Raw genomic sequence first — 19,525 nt, 5'->3', positions numbered from 1 at the left:
GCTCTGCTCAGTGCCGCAGTGCCGGGGACTCGACCGTCGGGGTGACGCGGGCCGCGCTGCGGTACGTCGAGACGCCCACGGCCAGCAGCCAGTAGCTGAGGACGGCCCCCATCAGCGCGGTCGTGCCCCAGCCGTTCGCCGCGTAGAAGAACGCGGGGTCGTTGCCGAAGAACAGCGACGGCACGAACGCCAGGTTGATCCCGGCCAGGACGTATGCCGAGCGGCCGGTCCAGCGCGGCAGCAGGCGGGTCCGGGAGACGGCGTACCCGAGGGCGGTCAGGAACAGCGCCAGCATGAGGCGGGAGATCGACCCGTACAGGATGTAGGTGCCGCTGACGTCGATGGTCGGGTCGATCGGATGGTCGACGGCGATGACCGCGCCGGCCTCCAGGCCCATCGAGACCAGGGTGACGGTGGCGTAGACGAGGCCGGTGGAGAGGGCGATCGAGCCGACCCACTCATGGGCGGGGTCGACCCGCCGCACCAGTTCGCGGAACGCCGTCACGAACACCACCAGGCAGGCCAGCGCGACGATCCCGATGAGCAGCCGGGACAGCACGTTGCCGTCCGGCGGCGGGCCGTCGTAGACGAAGTACAGCGGCACCTGGACGATGAGGGCGACCGCGGCGACGACGGCCGCGAGGCCGGTCAGTCGGCGGGCGATGACTTCGGACATGGGGTCCCCCGAGTTCTCGGTGTGGCGGAATCGGTGTCGGCGTCCGGGTGTTCGTGCGCTTGCTCGCCGACCCTTGAAGCCTGCCGTCTCCGGGGCGCGCGGTCCCTGGGCCTGAGGACCGGACCGGGGGTGTTCCCAGGGCCACCCCTACGGGTGGACGTCCATCCAGGAGCCGCTCCGGGCGGAGTGGGTCATCGCCTCCAGCACGGTCGCGCTGTGCACCGCGTCCGCGAGCGTCGCCCCGTGCGGGGCGCCCTCGGCGATCGACCGAAGGAAGCGGTACGCCTCCACGACCTTCAGGTCGTCGTAGCCCATGGCGTTCGCCGCGCCCGGCTGGAACGCGCCGAACTCGCCGTCGCCCGGCCCGACGTACACCGTGCTGACCGGCTGGTCCTGGTACGTCGTGCCACGGCTGACGCCCAGTTCGTTCATCCTCCTGAAGTCCCAGAACACCGCGCCCTTGGTGCCGTGCACCTCGAAGCCGTAGTTGTTCTGCTCACCGACCGAGACCCGGCAGGCCTCCAGCACACCCCGCGCGCCGGAGGCGAAGCGCAGCAGACAGTTGACGTAGTCCTCGTTCTCGACCGGGCCGAGCTCGCCGCCGGCGGCGCGGCTGTGGCCCGCCGTCGCCCCGGTCGGGCGGGCCCGCTCGGGCACGAAGACCGCGGTGTCGGCCGTCAGGGACGTGATGTCGCCGAGCAGGAAGCGGGCCAGGTCGACGCCGTGCGAGGCCAGGTCGCCCAGTACTCCGCTGCCACCACGCTCCCGCTCGTACCGCCAGGTCAGGGCGCCGTCCGGGTGGGCCGCGTAGTCGCTGAAGAGGCGGATGCGGACATGGGTGACCGTGCCGAGGTCACCGGAGGCGATCAGGTCGCGGGCCGTCTCCACGGCGGGCGCGTTGCGGTAGTTGAAGCCGACCGTGCCCTGGACGCCGGCCTTGGCCACCGCGTCCGCCACGGCCCGGGCGTCCCCCGGGGTGAGGCCCACCGGCTTCTCGATCCAGATGTGCTTGCCGGCCTCGGCCATCGCGACACCGATCTCGCGGTGCAGGAAGTTCGGCGCGGTGATGCTCACGGCCCGCACCCGGGGGTCGGCGGCCACCTCGCGCCAGTCCCGGGTGGTGGCGGCGAAGCCGAACTGGTCGGCGGCCTCCTCCGCCCGGCCCGGCACCTCCTCGGCGACGGTCACGAGCTCCGCACGCAGGGCCAGCCGCGGATAGTGGTGCCGGACGCGGGCGTACGCCTGGGTGTGCACCCGGCCCATCCAGCCGAACCCGACGACGGCGACACCGAGCGAATCCACCATGACAGCCCCTCTTTGGACCGGTCCATTTACTGTCCAGGCCACCCTGAAGGCGGTCTGCCGAGGGTGTCAAGGCTTTCCGGATCCTTTGACAAGCGGTCAGTGACATGGAACGGTCCACCTCATGAGGCCGCCGACCATCCGTGACGTCGCCGAACGGGCCGGAGTGTCCAAGTCGCTGGTCTCCCTGGTGCTGCGCGGCTCAGGTCAGGTGCGCGCCGAGAAGCGGGAGGCCGTCCTGCGGGCTGTTCGCGAGCTGGGTTACCGGCCCAACGCGGCCGCGCGCAGCCTCAGCGAGCAGCGCACCCGCACGATCGGCGTCCTCCTGCACGACCTGCGCAACCCCTGGTACGTCGATCTCCTGGACGGCCTCAACTCGCTGCTGCACGCCGCCGGTCTGCACATGTTGCTCGCGGACGCCCGGCTGAACCGCCGCGTCGGGCAGGACCCGGCCGGTCCCTTCCTCGAACTCGGCGCCGACGGCCTGGTCGTGGTGGGGACGCTGCCCGACCCGGCGGCGCTGGGCGAGGTCGCCGAGCGGATCCCGGTCGTCGTCGCCGGCGCCCGGGAGCCCGTCCCGGCCGGGGTCGACGTGGTCGCGGGCGACGACGAGCAGGGCGCGCGACTGGTCGCCGAGCACCTCCTGGGGCTGGGGCACCGCCGGATCGCGCACGTCGCGGGCTACGGCGCGGTCGGCGAGCTGCGCCGGCGCAGTTTCGAGGCGGCGCTGCGGGCGCACGGGGCGGGCGAGGCCATGGTCGAGCTCAGCGACATGACCGAGGAGGGCGGCCACCGGGCCGCCGTACGGCTGCTGAGCCGTCCGGACCGGCCCACGGCCGTGTTCGCCGTCAACGACATCGCCTGCGTCGGCGCCCTCTCGGCGGCCGAGGAGATGGGCCTGCGGGTCCCCCGGGACCTGTCCGTGGTCGGCTACGACAACACGAGCACGTCCCGGCTGCGGCACCTCTGGCTGACCACGGTCGACAACGCCGGCCACGAGGTCGGACGCCGGGCCGCCCGCTGCCTCCTGGACCGGTTCGAGGGGCATGGGGGAGCGGGACGCGTGCGGCTGGCCCCGCCCGTGCTGGAGATCAGGGGTACGACGGCGTCCCCGCTCGGGGACTGAGCGCCCGCCCCCTCCCCCTCCCACACGCGCGGGGGACTCCCGTGCGCCCGATACGGCGGACAAAATTGTTGACAATCTTGTTTCGCTGGAACGAGCAGGCCTGCCCGCACGTCCGCATGGTCACCGTCGCCGACGCCGGGCACCTTCTCCTCGTCGAGCAGCCGGCCGTGGTCGCCGAGATCGTCGCGGAGGCGGCCACGGCGTCGGTGCGCTGAACGAGCGCGTCAGGCGTCCGGCATCAGGCGTCGGGCGCCTCGGGTTCCGTGGCCTGCCTGAGGTGACGGGCGATCAGGTGGTAGGTGGCGCGGGCCTTTACGTCGTCCTTGGCGTCGTAGCCGTGGTCGGCTCCGGCGACGTCGTGGAGTGCGACGAGGGAGCCTGCGGCGTCGAGCCGCTCGGCGTACCGTGTCGCCTCGTTCCTGAGCAGGTCGTCGTGGGCCGTGATCACCAGGGCCGGGGCGATGCCGTTCAGGTCGGCGGTGTCCGCGGCGCCCGCGGGCGAGACGAGCCGGTGGGCGCGCTCGCGGGGATCCGGCACATAGGAGGAGTCGAAGATCTCCCCCATCCAGGGGCGCAGCATCGGCTTGGCGACGGCGGCCTTCTTGTCTCTGGCGGGGGTCGTGAGATCCAGCGGGGGATAGTGCAGCACCTGGAGCGCGAGCGACGGACCGCCCTGCTCCAGGGCCTGCCGGGCCACGGCCGCGGCGAGCGCGCCGCCCGCGCTCTGCCCGCCCACGGTGAGCCGCCCGCCGTCCCAGCCCTGCTCGGCGCCGTGCTCGGCGACCCACCGCACGACGTCGTACGCCTGCGTGGTCGGCGCCGGGAACGGGTACTGCGGGGCGACGACGTACTTGACGTTGACCACGACCACCCCCGCCTCCACGGCGAGCAGCCGGCACAGCGCGTCGTCCATCTCCGGCATCGAGATGACGAAGCCGCCGCCATGGAAGTTGATGTGCACGCAAGGGCACGTCGCCGTCCCGGTGGGCGGTGCGTACACCGTGACCGGGGCCGGGGCGACGGATGTCGGGATCGTCAACTGCCGCACGTCGCGCGGGTATTCGGGCAGGCGGGCCTGCCAGGCGGCCGTGGAGCCGGGGCCGCCGGAGCGTCGGCTCGCCAGCCGGTTGAGGCCCTGCATCGTCGTGGCGGCGCGGGCGGCCACCGCGGGTCTGGCCATGATGGACATGCGGGTTCCGTTCGTCGTGCCGTACCGTCGATCGCCAGGATTCCTGTCGATGGAAACAGGGTGAAGCTAGCACGGCGGCACCCGCGTGCACACCCACCCCGTCAGTCCCGTCTGGCGACGATCCGGTACGCGTTGGACACGCCCAGCCGGTGCGACACCGGCCGCACCGCGAACCGGTCGAGCAGGGTGCCCGCGATCAGCGCCGGGATCCCGGCGAGGAGCAGGGCCGCGCGCAGCGTGCGGCGCAGAGCGCCCGGCCGCTCGGGCAGCCAGGGCGCGTCGTCGCGGGGCGCGGCGTGGTCCAGCGCCAGCCAGGCGGCGGCCAGCAGATCGACCGGGTCGTGCGGCTCGGCGTGCTGCTCCGCCACCACCGTGAAGCCCAGCCTCGCGAGCCGTTCCCGCAGGTTGGCCACTGGCACGAAGTGCAGGTGCTGCGGCTGGAGCCAGGGCAGCCACCAGCGGCCGAGGAGACGGGCGTAGCGGCTCTCGGGGTCCGGCACCTCGATCAGCAGATGGCCGCCGGGGCGGACCGTCTCGCGTGCGGCGCGCAGCTCACGGTCGGGGTCGGTGCTGTGCTCCAGGTAGTGGAACATGCTCACCACGTCGTAGCCGGCGGCCAGCCCGGGCGCGAGGTCGGGGAAACTGCCCCGGTAGCCGTGCTCCACCCGGCCTTCCCGCTGCGCGAGTTCGACGCCGTCGGTGAAGTCGAGCCCGTCGAACGTGGTCCCGGGCAGCACCTCCCGGGCGACCGCGCAGAAGTGACCGTGTCCGGTGCCGACGTCCAGCCAGGTCTTCGGCTCGGGGTCGTGCGGCAGCATCGACTCGGCCCGCCCGCGGTACATCTTCGTCCGGCTGCCGAAGGTGTCGCCGAGCTTCTTCTCGCCGAGCCCGTCGTAGAAGTCCCGGTAGTAGAACTCCAGGCCCTTTGCGCTGAGTCGAGGGTTCTGGAAGGTGTGCCCGCAGGCCGCGCAGAGGTCCAGGACGAAACGGCCCGGCTTGTGCTGGAGCAGGTCGGTGGTGCGCAGCCGGGTGGTCAGCTCGTCCGAGCCGCACCAGGGACAGACGGTGCTGCGGGGTTCGAAGAAGCGGTCCAGGCCGGCCGCGATGTCCGCCTGGTAGCCGGGGCGCAGCGCCGCGATGCGCTCGGCGGCCGCGGTGGGTTCGGTGTCTTGGCTCTTCTCGCTCATCTGAACTCCCTGGCCAGTCCGTCGAGATGGGCCGCGGCGGCGGAGGCGCCGCCCGCGGCGCGGAACGCCGTACGGATCCGCTCGGCCGCCGCGGAGTGGGCGGGGTCGTCCAGGACGGCGTCCAGCGCCGCGCCCAGCTTCTGCGCGGTGACCCGGCCGAACCGCACCCGTACCCCGGCCCCCGCGTCCACGACCTGCCCGGCCACCACCGGCTGGTCGTCGCGGATGGGAGCCACGACGAGCGGTACCCCGTGCCACAGCGCCTCGCACACGCTGTTGTGCCCCGCGTGGCAGACCACGGCGCCGACTCCCCGTTCCAGCAGGTCGAGTTGGGGCACGGACGGCACGATCAGCACGTCCTTGTCGTCGCCGTTGCCGTTGCCGTTGCCGCTGTCGTTGCCGTGCGGCGACAGCGTGCCGCCGGGATCGACGATCACCCCCTGCACCCGGTCGGCCCGCTCCCGCAGTGCGCTGCGGCACGTGTCGAGGAACCGGCCGCCGACGTCGGTGTTCGCGGTGCCGAGCGTGACCAGCACGGTGACCCGGCCGGGGTCGAGCCACGCCCAGGGGAAGCCGGCGGCGGACGGGCGGGCAGTGATCGACGGACCGACCCAGCGGACCCCGGAGTGCGAGGCGCCCGCCAACTCCGGTGTGCTGAAGGCGAGGACGAGCTGTGGGGAGAAGCGGGGGTCGGCGGTGCCCGCCGGATCCCCGACAGCGGCCCGGAGTTCGGCCAGCCGCTCCGCCAGCCACTGACTGACCTTGGGCAGCCCGGCGAGGGGGTCGGTGAACTCGGCCGACGTGGTCGCCGAGGTCGCCCAGGGCAGCCCCAGCCGCTCCGCGACCAGCGCGCCGGCGAAGGCCTGCTGGTCGGCGACGACCACGTCCGGCCGGAACGCCTCGACGGCCGCCCGCACCCCCGGCGCCATGGCCCGGGCCAGCGGGAGCAGGTACCACTCCCACAGGAACTTCAGAGCCTCCGGACCGCGCAGGCCGGCCGGCCGCTCACCTCGCGGGGTCCCGGCACATGCGAAGACCGCCACGGCCCCGGGACCCGCGAGCCGGCCCACCAGCTCCGGATCGGGGCAGACCCACGCCACCAGGTGCCCGTGCGCGGCGAGTTCGGCGGCGACGCCGACGGTCGGATTGATGTGCCCGGTCAACGGCGGGACGACGAAAAGGAATCGGCTCACCCGGCCACCTCCGCCGCCACCCGCCCGGCCTCCTCGACCAGGTGCAGGATGTGCCCGCCGACCGTCCCCGAGGCCTCCACGAGAACCGAGTGCTCGTGCCCCGGGATCACCACGGTCCGGCAGTCCGGCAGCACCGCCTGGAACCAGGGCGCGAGTGCGGCGAGGTCGGAGTCGCCGCCGTACAGGCCCAGCACCGGGCAGCGCACCAACGCGATCTGATCCTCCGTCAGTACCTGGCTGGCCGGGATGTCCCGGCCGAGGCTGGTCTCGCGGGCGAGCCGGGCCGCGCCCTTCGCCAGGCGGGCGGTGTTGTGGCTGCGGTTCGCGCTGATCCAGGCGATCGCGTCCGGCTCGTTGTGCGCGAGCTGCGTCACGACCCGGTCCAGGATCCCGCCGAGCTTCACCGCCCAGGCGGCGGTGGCCGGTTCGGACTCGATGAGGCTGACGCTCGCCGCCCGCTCGGGATGCCGGGCCGCGTAGCCGAACGCGATCGTGCCGCCGTAGGAGTTGCCGACGAGATGCACCGGGCCGGGCACCGCCAGGCGGTCGAGCAGCGCCTCCAGGTCGTCGACGCTGTCGTCCAACGTGTAGCCGGTGGCGGGGCGTTCGCTGCGTCCGTGGCCGCGCAGGTCGTACATGACGACGTCGAGGCCGGCGGCCGCGAACGCGGGCGCGACGGTGAAGTAGTAGCTGGCCAGGCTGTCGGTGAGCAGACCGTGCACCAGCACCACGGTGGCGGTGGCCGGCCGGCCCTCCCGGGGGCCGATCCGCTGTACGTGCAACCGGACGGTGCCGGTGTCGACCATCGCCATGGCTCAGCTCGCCCCCGCGCCCTTCAGGCTCGTCACGACGTACTCGACGAGTCGGCCGACGGTCAGCTCGATGATCTCGTCGAACTCCATGCCGGCCAGGAACTCGGCGAAGTTGACCCGGTCCCCGTACCGCTCCTGGAGCAGACCGGCCAGGGTGACCAGGTCGATGCTCTCCAGCTCCAGGTCGCGGTTGAAGGTCGTCCGCATGCCGATCTCGACGTCGTCGAGGCCGTACTCGTCCTCCAGGAGTCGCGCGAGCATGCCGGTGAGGTCGGCGAGGACGGCCTCTTCGTCGGCGGTGACGGAGGTGTGGGGGGTGGGGGAAGTCATCGGGCGTCGTGCTCCTTCGGGGTCGGGTGTCCCGTCGTCCAAGCGACCGCGTACGAACGGTCGGGCAGCCGGGGCGGGTTGGCGGCCGGGGCGCAGTGCACGGTGTAGGCGGGTGCCAGGCGGCCCGCGACGGTCAGCCGGTCGCCGGCCGGGGTCACGTCGAGGACCGTGAAGTCCCGTGGTCTGCCGCTGAATCCGGTTCCCTCCGCCTTGGCGACAGCCTCCTTCGCCGCCCAGAAACGGGCGAACCACAGCGCCTCGGATTCGCCGCTCTGCTCCAACAGGGTGCGCAGGAGGCGCAGTTCGTCCGGTCCGAGCGCGGCGGCGACGGTCTGCGGGGTGCGGTGGGTGACCTCCTCGATGTCGATCCCGCATCCGGGGCCCGGAGTGTGCGGCCGGACGATCGCGACGCCCGCCTCCGCGCAGTGGGCGAGCGACACGTCCAGCGCGGGCAGGACACGGCCGTGCACGCCGGTGACGTACGGGCGGCCCGCCTCGTCGTTGTGCACCCGCAGCTCTGCCGGGAAGACCGGGCCCTCGCCCTGGTCCCACAGCCACTGCCGGACCGCGTCCTTGACCGCGATCCGGCCCAGCAGCCACTGCCGGCGCCCGCGCGGCGCGTGCTCCGCGTACTGCGCGCGCTCCACGCCGCCGAGGGAGTTGCGCATGATCAGCTCGCGGGACGCCAGGTCCGGCCACCGCTCGTGCAGCAGCTGCCAGCCGCCCGGCCGGGTCTCGGACAGGGTGTGGAGCTCCGGGAACCGCTCGACCGGCCTGGTCGTGGGGTCGTTGTCGAAGCGGCGGTCCTGCCAGCCGTGCAGCTCCGCCCACACCGTGCCGCCGACCGTCAGCTGGACGTCGGCCTCCAGGAACGTGTCGGTGAGGTCCGTGATCCGCACCAGGCAGCCCACCTCGGTCCCCGGCGTCGGATGCGGCCCGTGGAACCGCAACTCCCGCATCCCGACCGGGAACACGACCGTCCGCTCCGTGCGGGTCGCCATGATCCAGTAGCCGAGGATCTGGCCGACGTTGTCCAGCAGCGCGCCGGGCGCGGGCGGGGTGGTGATGACTCCCCGGACGTGGCGGTCGCCGATCGCGGTGAGCTCGGTGACGCCCTGGAACGCCGGGCCGTGGAACATCCAGCGCTCGGCGTACAGCTGGGCGGCGGTGTGCTCCGGGATGCGCTCGGCGCCGGGATCGGTGGGCCACGGGGCGGGGGACGGGGCGGGATACTCCGCGGCGAGTTCCACGGTGGCGCGGGCCCGGGGACCGAAGGAGACGGCCAGACGGTCCGGGTTCTCGGGGCCCTGTGGGGTCACGGTCACCGGTACGTCGACGGCGGGGGTGGCGGTGAGCCACTCCTCGAACCGCGCGCCGTGCACGGCGACCGGCACCCTGCCGGGGGACGACTCCCGGGTCGCGTCCAGCGCCGCGTCCACGATGTGCTGCACGATCGTCGTCGCCGGGACGACCGGCCACCGGTCGGCGACGTCGGGCCAGCCGGGCCGCTGGGGGAAGAAACAGTGGTCCAGAAGGTAGGGCATGGTGTCGGGGGAGACGCGGACGGTGCTGTGCGTCGGGCCGATCGGGCGTGGCCGTACGGGAGTTGAGGCCCTGGTGGTCATGAGGGCGGCGGCCGTGTCCGCCGTCTCGCGGAGCAGGGCGCTCAACTCGGCTGCCATCGGGGAGCGTTCGACGAGGGCGTCCAGCGGCGAAGGTCCGCCGACGTCCGCCGTACGGGCCGGGGGGGCGGCGCGCAGCTCGGCCCGCAGCTCGGCTCGCAGTGCGGGGAGGTCGTGAGGTGCGAGGGACACCAGCGATCCGTCCAAGTCCAGGCGCACCGGCGGCCGTTGAGCCGAGGTGAGACCGACGGGTGTCAGGGAGGGCACCACCGTCGCCCCCGCCGTCCACAGCGCAGTGGCCACCCGGCGGAGCTGGGCGAGGCCCGTGCGGTGGGGTGAGTTGGCGGCGACGACGAGGTGGTCGTGGCCGCCCAGGGTGTCGCCGACCAGGGAGCCGAGCTGACCGGGGCCTACCTGGACGTACACACGGTGGCCGGCCGCGTACAGGGCCTCGGCCAGCTGCCGGAAGCGGACGGGTTCCAGCAGGTGCCGGAGGAACAGGGACCGTATCCCCGCCTCGTCCGCGGGGAACGGCGCCGCCGTCGTCCCCGACCAGACCGGGGTGTGCGGCCGACGCAGCCGGAACCGGTCGGCGGCCTCCTTGATCGGGCCGAGATGGGGCTGAAGCATCGGCGTGTGGAAGCCCGACCGGAACGGCAGCACCTGGCTGAGGACGCCCCGGGCGCGGAAGGCCCGCACGAAGTCCTCCACCGCCGCCTCCGGGCCGCACACCATCGACTGGCCGGGAGCGTTGTCGTGCGAGAGCACCAGGCCCGACTCCGCCCGGCCCTCGTCGCGCAGGGCGGCCAGGACCTGTTCGGCGGACGCGCCGATCGCGCCGAAGGCGAGGCCGGGGACCGTCACCGAGTCCGGGTCGAAGCCCGCCATGAACGCGTCGACCTCCTCCCCGGCGTACAGTCCGGCCGCCGCCATCGCCGTCCACTCGCCCACGCTGTGCCCGGCGACCGCGTCCGGCACGATGCCGCTGCGGCGCAGCGCGGTGTCGAGGAGCCGACCGACGGCGACGACACCGAAGCCGTGCCTGCCCACGTCGCCGGTCCGGTCCCCGTCGAGCGAGAGGGTGGGCAGGCCGAAGTGGGCTGCCACGTCGTCGACCTGGGGGGTGAAGTCGCCCTCCAGCCCGGGGAACAGGAACGCCAGCCTGCCGTGGCCGGCGCCCAGCAGGGGGCTCGGCCGGAACCAGACGTCGCTGCGGCCGTGCCAGGACCGTTGTCGCGCGATCGTGCGGCGGGCCAGGGCGAGGCGCTTGGCGGTCGGGTCGACGATGCCGAGCCGGGCCGGGCCCGCGTCCGGGTGCGAATGGCCGGGGTCGAGTCCGGCGGCCCGTACGGCGCTGTCGTCGATGTCCAGGAGCGCGGCGAGGCGGGTGGGGGAGTCCGCGGCGAGCAGCAGGACGCGCTCGGGTTCGGTGACGTCCACGACCGTCCGGGCCGGACGGCCCGGACGGGCCGGGCCGGTCGTACGGTTCCCGCGGGCGCCAGGGGCCTCCTCCAGCACCACGTGCGCGTTGATCCCGCCGAACCCGAACGCGTTGACGGCGGCCCGGCGCACGGGCTGTCCGGCGGCGCTCTCCCAGTCGGCGGCCTTCTCCAGGGTGCGGAACCGGGTGCGGGCCAGGGCGGGGTGCGGATCGTCGCAGTGCAGCGTCGGGAGCAGGGTGCGGTGATGGACGGCGAGCGCGGCCTTCACCAGCCCGGCGACTCCCGCGGCGGGCATGGTGTGCCCGATCATCGACTTGACCGACCCCAGGACCGCGTCACCCTCACCGGTCCCGAACACCTCGGCCAGCGTGGTGAGTTCGGCGCCGTCGCCCGCCGGAGTCGCGGTGCCGTGCGCCTCCAGCAGCCCGATCGAGCCGGGCGCGGCCGGGTCGAGCCCGGCGGCCCGCCAGGCCTGCCGCACGGCCTGCGCCTGACCACCCGGATCGGGGTTGACCAGCCCGGCCGCCCGCCCGTCGCTGGCCACTGCGGTGCCCCGGATCACCGCGTAGATCCGGTCGCCGTCGCGCTCGGCGTCCGCCAGCCGCTTGAGGACGACGACACCCGTCCCCTCACCGATCAGGATGCCGTCGGCGTCCCGGTGGAAGGGGCGGATGCGCTGGCTGGGGGAGAGGGCGCGGAGCTGGGAGAAGACGCTCCACAGTGTGATGTCGTGACAGTGGTGGACGCCCCCGGCGAGCATCAGGTCGCAGCGCCCCGACGCGAGGGCGCCCACCGCCTGGTCCACGGCGACCAGCGACGAGGCGCAGGCCGCGTCCACGGTGTACGCCGGTCCGCGCAGATCCAGCCGGTTGGCGACCCGGGAGGCGGCGAGATTGGGCACCAGGCCGATCGCGGACTCGGGACTGTCCGGCCCAAGCCGCTCCGTGAACGCCGTCCGCACCCGCTGGAGTTGATCGGCCGTCAGATCGGGCAGCAACTCGCCCAGCGTACGGATGAGTTGGCCCGCCGTGCGCACCCGCTGGTCCAGCCGGACCAGGCCGGGGGTGAGGTAGCCGCCCCGGCCGAGAACGACGCCGACGCGCCCTCGGTCGGGGAGGCGGTCCGTGCCGCCCGCGTCGTCCAGGGCCGCCGAGGCCACATGCAGGGCGATGAGCTGGTCGGGCTCGGTGCCGGCCACCGAGTTCGGCATGATCCCGAACCGGGTGACCTCCACCTCCGCCAGAGCGTCCACGAACCCGCCGCGGCGCGCGTACACCCGGTCCGCGACGGCCGGGTCCGACGCGCTGCCGGGACGGTAGTACTCCGCGTCCCAGCGCCCGTCCGGGACCTCGCCGATCGCGTCCACGCCGTCCCGCAGGTTCCGCCAGTACGCGTCCAGGTCGGCGGCACCCGGCAACAGCACCGCCATCCCAATGATGGCGACCGGAACTTGATGAACCATCAACCCATCGGAGCTGTAATCCGGTTGGGGTGATGTGACCGGGGCCGTCACCAGCCGGAGGCGGTGTAGACGACGGCGGTGGCCGACTCCTCGCCCCAGGCGAGCTCCCGCAGCAGCGCCGCGGTCCCCTCCTCGGGATCGATCAGCCGGACGCCCCGCCGGGCGTACTCGCGCGCCAGCTCCACTCCGACCATGCCCGCGTGACCGGCCGCGGGCGCCCACGGACCCCAGTGCACGGTCACCGCACGATGCCCCGTGCGGGCGGCGAAGGCCGCGCCGAGGGTCTCCAGCGCGTCGTTGGCGGCGGCGTAGTCCACCTGGCCGCGGTTGCCCAGCACCGCGGAGATCGAGCCGAACAGCACGGTGAACGCGGGCGCCGCGGGCAGCTCCTCCAGCGCGGTGAGCAGGGCGTCCGCGCCGGTCGCCTTCGTGCCGTAGACCCGCTGGAAGGACTCGGCGCTCTTCTCGGCGACGAGCCGGTCCTCGATCACACCGGCCGCGTGGACCACCCCGTCGAGCCGGCCGTGTTCGGCGTGGATCTCCTTCACCGCCTGGAGCACCGCCTCGGGCTCCCGGAAGTCGACGGAGCGGTAACGCACCCGGCTGCCCAGCGCGGCGAGTTCGCTCAACGTCGCCGTGATCTCCCGCTGTGCCAGCAGGAGTTCGGCGGCGCGGTTGATCTCGGCCGGCTTCAGACCGCCGCGGGCGGCGAGCGCCGCGCGCAGTTCGGCCGGGGTGCGCGCGGCGGCGGTGTCCGCGTCCTCGGGGCCGTCCGGCGCGGGGGTACGGCCGAGCAGCTCCAGGCGGCAGCGGGCGGCGCCGGCGAGCGCGGCGGCGAACTGCGCGGTGATGCCCCGCGCGCCGCCCGCCAGCAGCACCACAGAGTCCCGGTCCAGCCCGAGCGCGGCGGCCTCGGCGGCTCCGTCCCCGGCCGGGCCGGCGCCCGTGCTGCCGAGCGCGCCGAGCGGTGCCTCCGCCAGCTCGAAGCCGTGCCGGCCGCCCGCCGTGCGCAGCACGACCGGGGTACGGTCCGCTGCGACGGCCTCCGCGACCACCGCGTCCGCGACGGCGGCCGGCGAGGCGTCGGCGAGGTCGACGAGCCGGGCGAGGGTCTGCGGATACTCGCGCGCCACGGTACGGAACAGCCCGCGCAGCCCCGCGGTCCGCGCGTCGGGCGTCTCGTCGCCGCTGCCGCGGACGGCCAGCAGCCACCGCGGACCGCGCGCCAGCGCCGCCTTCAGCACCGGGAATGCGTCGGGCAGGACGGGCGTGTCCTCGGCGGCCGGAAGGGCGCCGAGGTACAGCACGCCGTCCACCGGCCCGTCCGCCTCCCCCAGAACGTGATCACGGGCGCGTACGACGACGTCGACGCCGTGCGACACCAGCCGGGCGGCGACCTCGGGGGCGTCCCCGAGGAGGGTCCAGCGGGTGCCGGAGAGGGCGGTCGGCGAAGCGGCGGCGACTTCGTCGAGCAGGACCGGCCGCAGCACGTGCCGCCTGGGCGGCTCTCCGGTCACCTCCTCCGCCGGTGCCGGTGTCTGTGCGGGTGCGGGTGCGGGTGCGGGTGCGGGTGCCTGTGCGGATGCCGGTCCGCTCAGTCGGGCCGTCAGCCAGTCGGTCACCGCAGCGGCGGTGCGGGCCTTCGTCAGCTCCTCCAGCTCGTCGTCGTCCATCGACGCCAGATCCGCGCCGGCGTCGGAGCCGGCGCCCAGTCGCTTGGCCAACTCGCCGGCGATCTCGGCCCGTTTGATGGAGTCGATGCTGAGGTCCGCCTCCAGGTCGAGATCGGGCTCGATCATGTCGATGGGATAGCCGGTGCGTTCGCTGATGATCTCCAGGACGAGCTGCTGGACGTCCGTGTTCCCGGCGGGCTCGGCGGCAGCCGACGCCGGGCTCGGGGCGGGGGTGGGAGCGGGGGTGGCCGTCTCGGGATGTGCCGCGGGGAGTTGCGGCACAGCCTCGATGACCTGCGGGGTCACCACCACGGGTGCCGCGAGCTGCGCGCCCGGGGTGGATCCGAAGTAGGTGAGCAGCACGTCCCGTTGGGCGGCGATCATCTCCCGGCTGGTGCGCAGGAACTCGCAGATCAGCGCGTCCCGGTCGGAGGGGACGCCGTGCGGGGGGTTCGTCGTCACAGTCGTCACGGTCCTTTCGACGGGGTCCACGACTCGTCGGGCCGGTGCGAGCGCACCGGGGAGGAGGGCGCCGGCGGCGGTGCGGACCAGCTGTCCGTCGACCGTCCAGCCGGGCCGCTTCGGCACTGGGGTGCGGACGGCGTCCACCGCGTCCCGGCCGCGCAGCAGCCATCCGCTGCGCACCGGCAGCCCCGCGACGGCGAGCCGGGCCAGGGCGTCGAGCCAGCCCTGCAGTCCGCCGCCGGGGCGCGGCTCGCAGGCGATCGCGCGGTGCGGGCGGTCGCCGAGGATCTGCCCGACCAGCCGGGTCAGCACCGACCCGGGGCCGGCCTCGACGAAGATGCGCGCCCCTGCCTCGTACATCGCCTCGATCTGCTCGACGAAGGCGACCGGCGCGCCGATCTGGGCGGCGAGTTCGGCCCGTACCGCGTCCGCGTCGGCGGGGTAGGGGGTGGCCGTGCGGTTGGACCACACCGGGAACTCGGGCGCGTGTACCGGCCGGGCCGCGAGCGCTTCGGCGAACCGGTCGGCGGCGCCCGCGACCAGCGGGCTGTGGAAGGCGCAGGCGACCGGGATGCGCTTGGCCCCCAGACCGGCCGCGCGCAGGAGCTGCACGGTCTCGGTGACGGCGTCGGACGGTCCCGAAATCACCGTCTGTGTAGGTGAGTTGCGGTTGGCGACGACCACGGAGTCCGGCGCGGCCCCCGTCTTCAGCACCTGCGACACCTCCTTGGCCCCGGCCGCGACCGCAGCCATGGCCCCGCCATCCCCGCCCCTGGACCCGTCCGGCTCGCCGGCGGTTTTGACCCCGGCTGCTTCGAGGATGGCCGTTGCCCGCTCCCCGCTCAGGTCCACAAGGGTCTCCGGGGTCAGTGCGCCGGCCGCGCACAGGGCGACCAGTTCGCCGTAGCTGTGCCCGGCGGCCATGTCCGGCCGTACCCCGGCCGCGGTGAGCACGGCGTGTGCGGCGAGGCCCGCGATGCCCAGGGCGGGCTGTGCCACGCGGGTGTCGGTCAGCGCGGCCTGCTGCCGGTCGCCTGCCGCGTCGTCGAAGGCGGCCGGTGGGTACAGGGCGTCGGCGTGGGCGCGGCCGAGCTCCAGGTAGGGGCGCAGTTCCGGGAAGGCGACGAACAGCTCGCCGAGCATGCCGGTGCGCTGGCTGCCCTGGCCGGGGAAGAGGAAGGCGACCTTGCCGTCGCAGGGATCGTCGGGCCCCGCCCGGTGGATCCCCCGCGCGCGAGCGGGTTCGGCGGGGTCGGCGGGGTCGGCGGGGTCGGCGAGCGCCCCTCGCAGCTTCGCGGTCAGGTCGTCCACGTCCGTCGCCACCAGCGCGACCCGTGCCGGATCCGCGCTCGCGTCCGAGCGTCGCGCGGCGCCGAGCGCCAGGTCCCGCAGGCGCCACGGCCCGCCCTGCGCCTGCGCGGCCTTGAGGAGCTCCTCCATCGCACGGCGGGTCGTGGCCTCGTCCCGCCCGCGGAAGACGAACAGTTCGGCGGGCCAGGCGTCCAGTCCGCGCACCGGCGGCACCCCGTCGGCGTAAGCGCTCAGCACCACATGGAAGTTGGTGCCGCCGAAGCCGAACGCGCTCACCCCGGCGAGCCGTTCCTGCGGGGGCGCGGCCCAGGGCCGGGCCTCCTTGTGGAAGGCGAAGGGGCTGCTGTCCGCGTCCCAGGCCGGGTTGGGGGTCTCGACGTGCAGCGTGGGCGGCCTGACGCCCGTGTGCAGGGCCAGCAGGCTCTTGATCAGTCCGGCGAGTCCGGCGGCGCACTTGGTGTGCCCGATCTGCGACTTCACCGAGCCGATCACACAGCCGCCCGGCTGCGCCCCCGCCTCGTCGAACACCTCGCTGAGGATGCGGAGTTCGGTGCGGTCGCCGACCACCGTCCCGGTGCCGTGCGCTTCGATGAGCCCGACGTCGGCCGGGGAGACGCCCGCGTTGCGGTAGGCCCGCTCCAGGGCCGAGCGCTGGCCCTCGGGCCTGGGGGCGGTGAGGCCGAGCGAGCGGCCGTCGCTGGAGGAGCCGAGGCCCTTGATGACGCCGTAGATCCGGTCGCCGTCGCGTTCGGCGTCCGCGAGGCGCTTGAGGACGACGCAGGCGACGCCCTCGCCGAGCGCGATGCCGTCCGCCGAGCCGTCGAAGGCACGGGAGCGGCCGGTCGGGGACAGGGCGTGCACGGAGGAGAAGAGGGCGTAGTCGTTGATGCCGTTGTGCAGGTCGGCGCCACCGCACAGCACCACGTCGGACGTGCCCCCGACCAGCTCCTTGCAGGCGACGTCCACCGCGGCCAGCGAGGAGGCGCAGGCGGCGTCGACGGTGAAGTTGGCGCCGCCGAGGTCGAGCCGGTTGGCGATCCGCCCGGAGATGACGTTGGCGAGCATGCCGGGGAAGGAGTCCTCGGTGAGCCGCGGAAGCTGGTCGTCCAGGGCGGCCGGGACGTGGCCGTAGTACGAGGGCAGCACGGCTCGCAGCGTGGCCGCGTTCGACAGGTCGCTGCCCGCCTCCGCGCCGAAGACCACGGACGTGCGGGAGCGGTCGAACTCCCTTCCCCCGTCGCCGTATCCGGCGTCCTCCAGGGCCCGCCGGGCCGCCTCCAGGGACAGCAGCTGCACCGGCTCGACGCTGCCGAGGGAGGCGGGCGGGATGCCGTAGCGCAGCGGGTCGAAGGGGATGCGGGGCAGGAAGCCGCCCCACTTGGACGGCGTCGACTCGCCGTGGTGCACGGCCGGATCCCAGCGGTCGGCCGGGACCTCGCCGACCGCGTCCACGCCCCCGACGACGTTCGCCCAGAAGGTCGGCAGGTCGGGTGCCTGCGGGAACATGCAGGCCATGCCGACCACGGCGATGTCCAGCGGGGCCGGGGCCGCCGGCTCCCGCACCTCCCTCTCCAGGCCCAACTCGGCCGCCCGCAGGCCGAGATGCTCGACCGCACCTGCCGTCACCGACGCATGCAGCGCCGCGAGCGTCGTGGTCGCCGAACGCAGCACGGCCACCTCCCCGGCCATGAACATCCCCTCGGCGAGCTGACGTTGCTCGTCGACGGGGGCGAGCAAGCCGTCGGAGTCCCGGGTGACGCCTTTGCTGGCGAGGCGCAGCCGGCCGACGTTGAGCCGCTCCAGCTCCTCCCAGATCCGCCGGTCCGGCACGCCCTCGGCACGCAACCGCGCCTCCTGGTCGCGGTAGCCGGCGGCGAACGGACTCGGCACACACCGTGTGGCGTGACCCGGCGCCGACTCCAGGAGCGTGGTGCGCTCGGCGGCCATGACCTGCCGCTGGAACAGCGGACGGATCGCGCCGTGCGCCACCGCCTCCTCGGTGAACAGGTACGCGGTTCCCATCAGCAGGCCGACGGCCGCTCCGCGCGCGGTCAGCGGCGCGGCGAGCGCGGCGACCATCGCAGCCGACCGCTCGTCGTGCACTCCGCCCGCGAAGAACACCTCGACGTCCGTCGCGTCGACGCCGTCCAAGTAGTCGGCCAGGACGGCCAGTTGAGCTTCCCAGAGGGGAAAGCTGCCGCGCGGTCCGACGTGCCCGCCGCACTCCGAGCCCTCGAACACGAACCGGCGCGCCCCGGCTTCCAGGAACTGCCACAGCAGCCCCGGCGACGGCACGTGCAGGAACGTCCGGATGCCGTCCCGCTCCAGCGCCTGCGCCTGGGAGGGCCGTCCGCCCGCGATGATCGCGTGCGTCGGCCGCAGCTCCCGTACGGCCTCCAGCTGGGCGGTGCGCACGTCCTCCGGCGCGAAGCCGAGCACGCCCACGCCCCAGGGCCGGCCGGCCACCGCGTCCCGGGTCTCGGCCAGCATCTCCCGCGTCCGCGCGCCGTCCGCCAGCGCCAGCGCGACGAACGGCAGCGCCCCGTCCGCCGCCACCGCCGCGGCGAACGCGGCCCCGTCGCTCACCCGCGTCATCGGCCCCTGCGCTACGGGGAGCCGGGTCCCGAGCGCCCGGCTCATCGGCGACTCGGCCCCCAGCGCCCGCGCCGCTGCGTCGTCGCCCACGGCGTCCAGGACCGCGTCCCGCAGCCCGCGCACCGTCCGCCGTACGTCGCCCCAGAGTTCGGCGAACCGGGCGGCGAGGAAACCGTCCTGGCCCACCGGGAGCAGCTGGGTGCGCGGGTCCTGCGCGCCGAGCAGTGCCGCCACCGCCTGCGGGCCGGCGCCCTCCGCGAGACGCGGGGCGTCCGGGCCGCGCCGCAGCAGAACGCGATGACCTGCCAGGACGACGGTCTCCGAGCCGTCCAGAGTGCGCAGCGCCGCGGCGGCCGGCTCGGGCAGCGCCGACTCGGCGAGCAGCGCGAGCTGGCTGTCCAGGACGACACCGGCCGCCCCGCCGGCCACCGCGGCGGCGGCCGTACGCGGGCCGATGCCTCCGCACGCCCACACCGGCAGGGTCATTTCGGGCGCGGCGAGCAGCTGCTGGAGCAGCACGAAGGTGCTCAACTCGCCGATCCGGCCGCCGCATTCGGCGCCGCGAGCGATCAGGCCGTGCGCTCCGGCGCGCACGGCGTGCCGGGCGCCGGCCAGGTCGGTGACCTCGACCAGCACGCGGTGGCGCGCCGCGAGGCCGGCGATCGACCACGGGACGGCGGAGTCCGCGCCGGTCGGCGACTCCACGGCGTCCGCGGTCAGTACGACGGTGTGCGGGTCGTCGGGGCCCAGGTCGGCGGGGGTGAGCCGACAGGATGCGCCGACCCGGACGCCGAAGCCGCCCGGCGACGCTCTGTGCAGGCGGGCGAGGGCCTCGCGGGTTCTTCGGTCGCCGGAGCCCAGGTCGAGTACACCGAGACCGCCGGCCCGGCCGACCGCCAGGGCGAGCCCGGCATCGGGTTCGCCGAAAGGAGTGATGCCGATGATCATGTCCTCGGAGCGCACAGCGGACGTCATGATTCTCCGAATCAAGGGTGAGACTGCACGGTGGGGGGTTCGGGACAGCAAAGGCGGCTCACCGGATTCCGGCGGGGAGAGGACCACCGCGGAACGCCGTTCTACAGCGCGTGCTCGAAACGCGTTGAAAGGTAGTGCGCTTGTTACTCACTGGTCAACGATCGA

At 74.2% G+C, this 19,525-nt stretch carries 11 protein-coding genes; 2 read left to right on the top strand and 9 right to left on the bottom strand.

Annotated features, from left to right (window positions below):
* Positions 1-7: 7 nt before the first annotated feature.
* Both ACIBTS_RS02485 and ACIBTS_RS02480 read right to left on the bottom strand, forming a co-directional pair.
* Positions 8-676: a hypothetical protein gene (locus tag ACIBTS_RS02485; protein ID WP_319674488.1), complete on the bottom strand. Its 669-nt coding sequence runs from the start codon at positions 674-676 to the stop codon at positions 8-10.
* 147 nt (positions 677-823) lie between these two features.
* Positions 824-1,981, bottom strand: coding sequence for a Gfo/Idh/MocA family protein (locus ACIBTS_RS02480; RefSeq protein ID WP_399315971.1), 1,158 nt, complete (start codon positions 1,979-1,981; stop codon positions 824-826).
* Positions 1,982-2,102: 121 nt separating this feature from the next.
* On the opposite strand from ACIBTS_RS02480, the gene ACIBTS_RS02475 reads away from it, so the two are divergent.
* Both ACIBTS_RS02475 and ACIBTS_RS02470 read left to right on the top strand, forming a co-directional pair.
* Positions 2,103-3,104: a LacI family DNA-binding transcriptional regulator gene (locus ACIBTS_RS02475; protein ID WP_399315970.1), complete on the top strand. Its 1,002-nt coding sequence runs from the start codon at positions 2,103-2,105 to the stop codon at positions 3,102-3,104.
* A gap of 68 nt (positions 3,105-3,172) precedes the next feature.
* On the top strand, positions 3,173-3,319 hold the full coding sequence (locus ACIBTS_RS02470) for an alpha/beta fold hydrolase (RefSeq protein ID WP_399315969.1): 147 nt from the start codon (positions 3,173-3,175) through the stop codon (positions 3,317-3,319).
* Between the two features lie 23 nt (positions 3,320-3,342).
* Here the strand turns inward: ACIBTS_RS02470 and ACIBTS_RS02465 are convergent, their stop codons facing one another.
* From ACIBTS_RS02465 to ACIBTS_RS02435, 7 genes are all read right to left on the bottom strand, one after another.
* Positions 3,343-4,293 carry an alpha/beta hydrolase fold domain-containing protein gene (locus tag ACIBTS_RS02465; protein WP_399315968.1) on the bottom strand — a complete coding sequence of 317 codons (951 nt, stop codon included), beginning with the start codon at positions 4,291-4,293 and terminating at the stop codon, positions 3,343-3,345.
* A gap of 101 nt (positions 4,294-4,394) precedes the next feature.
* Positions 4,395-5,480 (bottom strand): class I SAM-dependent methyltransferase, encoded by a 1,086-nt coding sequence (locus ACIBTS_RS02460; RefSeq protein WP_399315967.1) that lies wholly within the window; start codon positions 5,478-5,480, stop codon positions 4,395-4,397.
* Positions 5,477-6,673, bottom strand: a complete 1,197-nt coding sequence (locus ACIBTS_RS02455; protein ID WP_399315966.1) for a glycosyltransferase — start codon at positions 6,671-6,673, stop codon at positions 5,477-5,479. Before ACIBTS_RS02455 ends, ACIBTS_RS02460 begins: the two co-directional genes overlap by 4 nt.
* On the bottom strand, positions 6,670-7,485 hold the full coding sequence (locus ACIBTS_RS02450) for an alpha/beta fold hydrolase (protein WP_399315965.1): 816 nt from the start codon (positions 7,483-7,485) through the stop codon (positions 6,670-6,672). Before ACIBTS_RS02450 ends, ACIBTS_RS02455 begins: the two co-directional genes overlap by 4 nt.
* A 3-nt stretch (positions 7,486-7,488) precedes the next feature.
* The gene (locus ACIBTS_RS02445; protein ID WP_099935434.1) at positions 7,489-7,815 is read right to left on the bottom strand and encodes an acyl carrier protein; all 327 of its coding nucleotides are present in this window, start codon (positions 7,813-7,815) and stop codon (positions 7,489-7,491) included.
* A complete protein-coding gene (locus tag ACIBTS_RS02440) occupies positions 7,812-12,308 on the bottom strand; it encodes a beta-ketoacyl synthase N-terminal-like domain-containing protein (protein ID WP_399315964.1) in 4,497 nt (1,498 codons plus the stop codon). Before ACIBTS_RS02440 ends, ACIBTS_RS02445 begins: the two co-directional genes overlap by 4 nt.
* Before the next feature lie 80 nt (positions 12,309-12,388).
* Positions 12,389-19,360 carry an SDR family oxidoreductase gene (locus ACIBTS_RS02435; protein WP_399315963.1) on the bottom strand — a complete coding sequence of 2,324 codons (6,972 nt, stop codon included), beginning with the start codon at positions 19,358-19,360 and terminating at the stop codon, positions 12,389-12,391.
* Between the last annotated feature and the right edge of the window lie 165 nt (positions 19,361-19,525).

This window comes from Streptomyces sp. NPDC050121, from assembly GCF_044460385.1.
In the GTDB taxonomy this organism is placed as follows: domain Bacteria; phylum Actinomycetota; class Actinomycetes; order Streptomycetales; family Streptomycetaceae; genus Streptomyces; species Streptomyces soliscabiei.
This window is presented reverse-complemented; position numbering and strand designations above follow the sequence as displayed.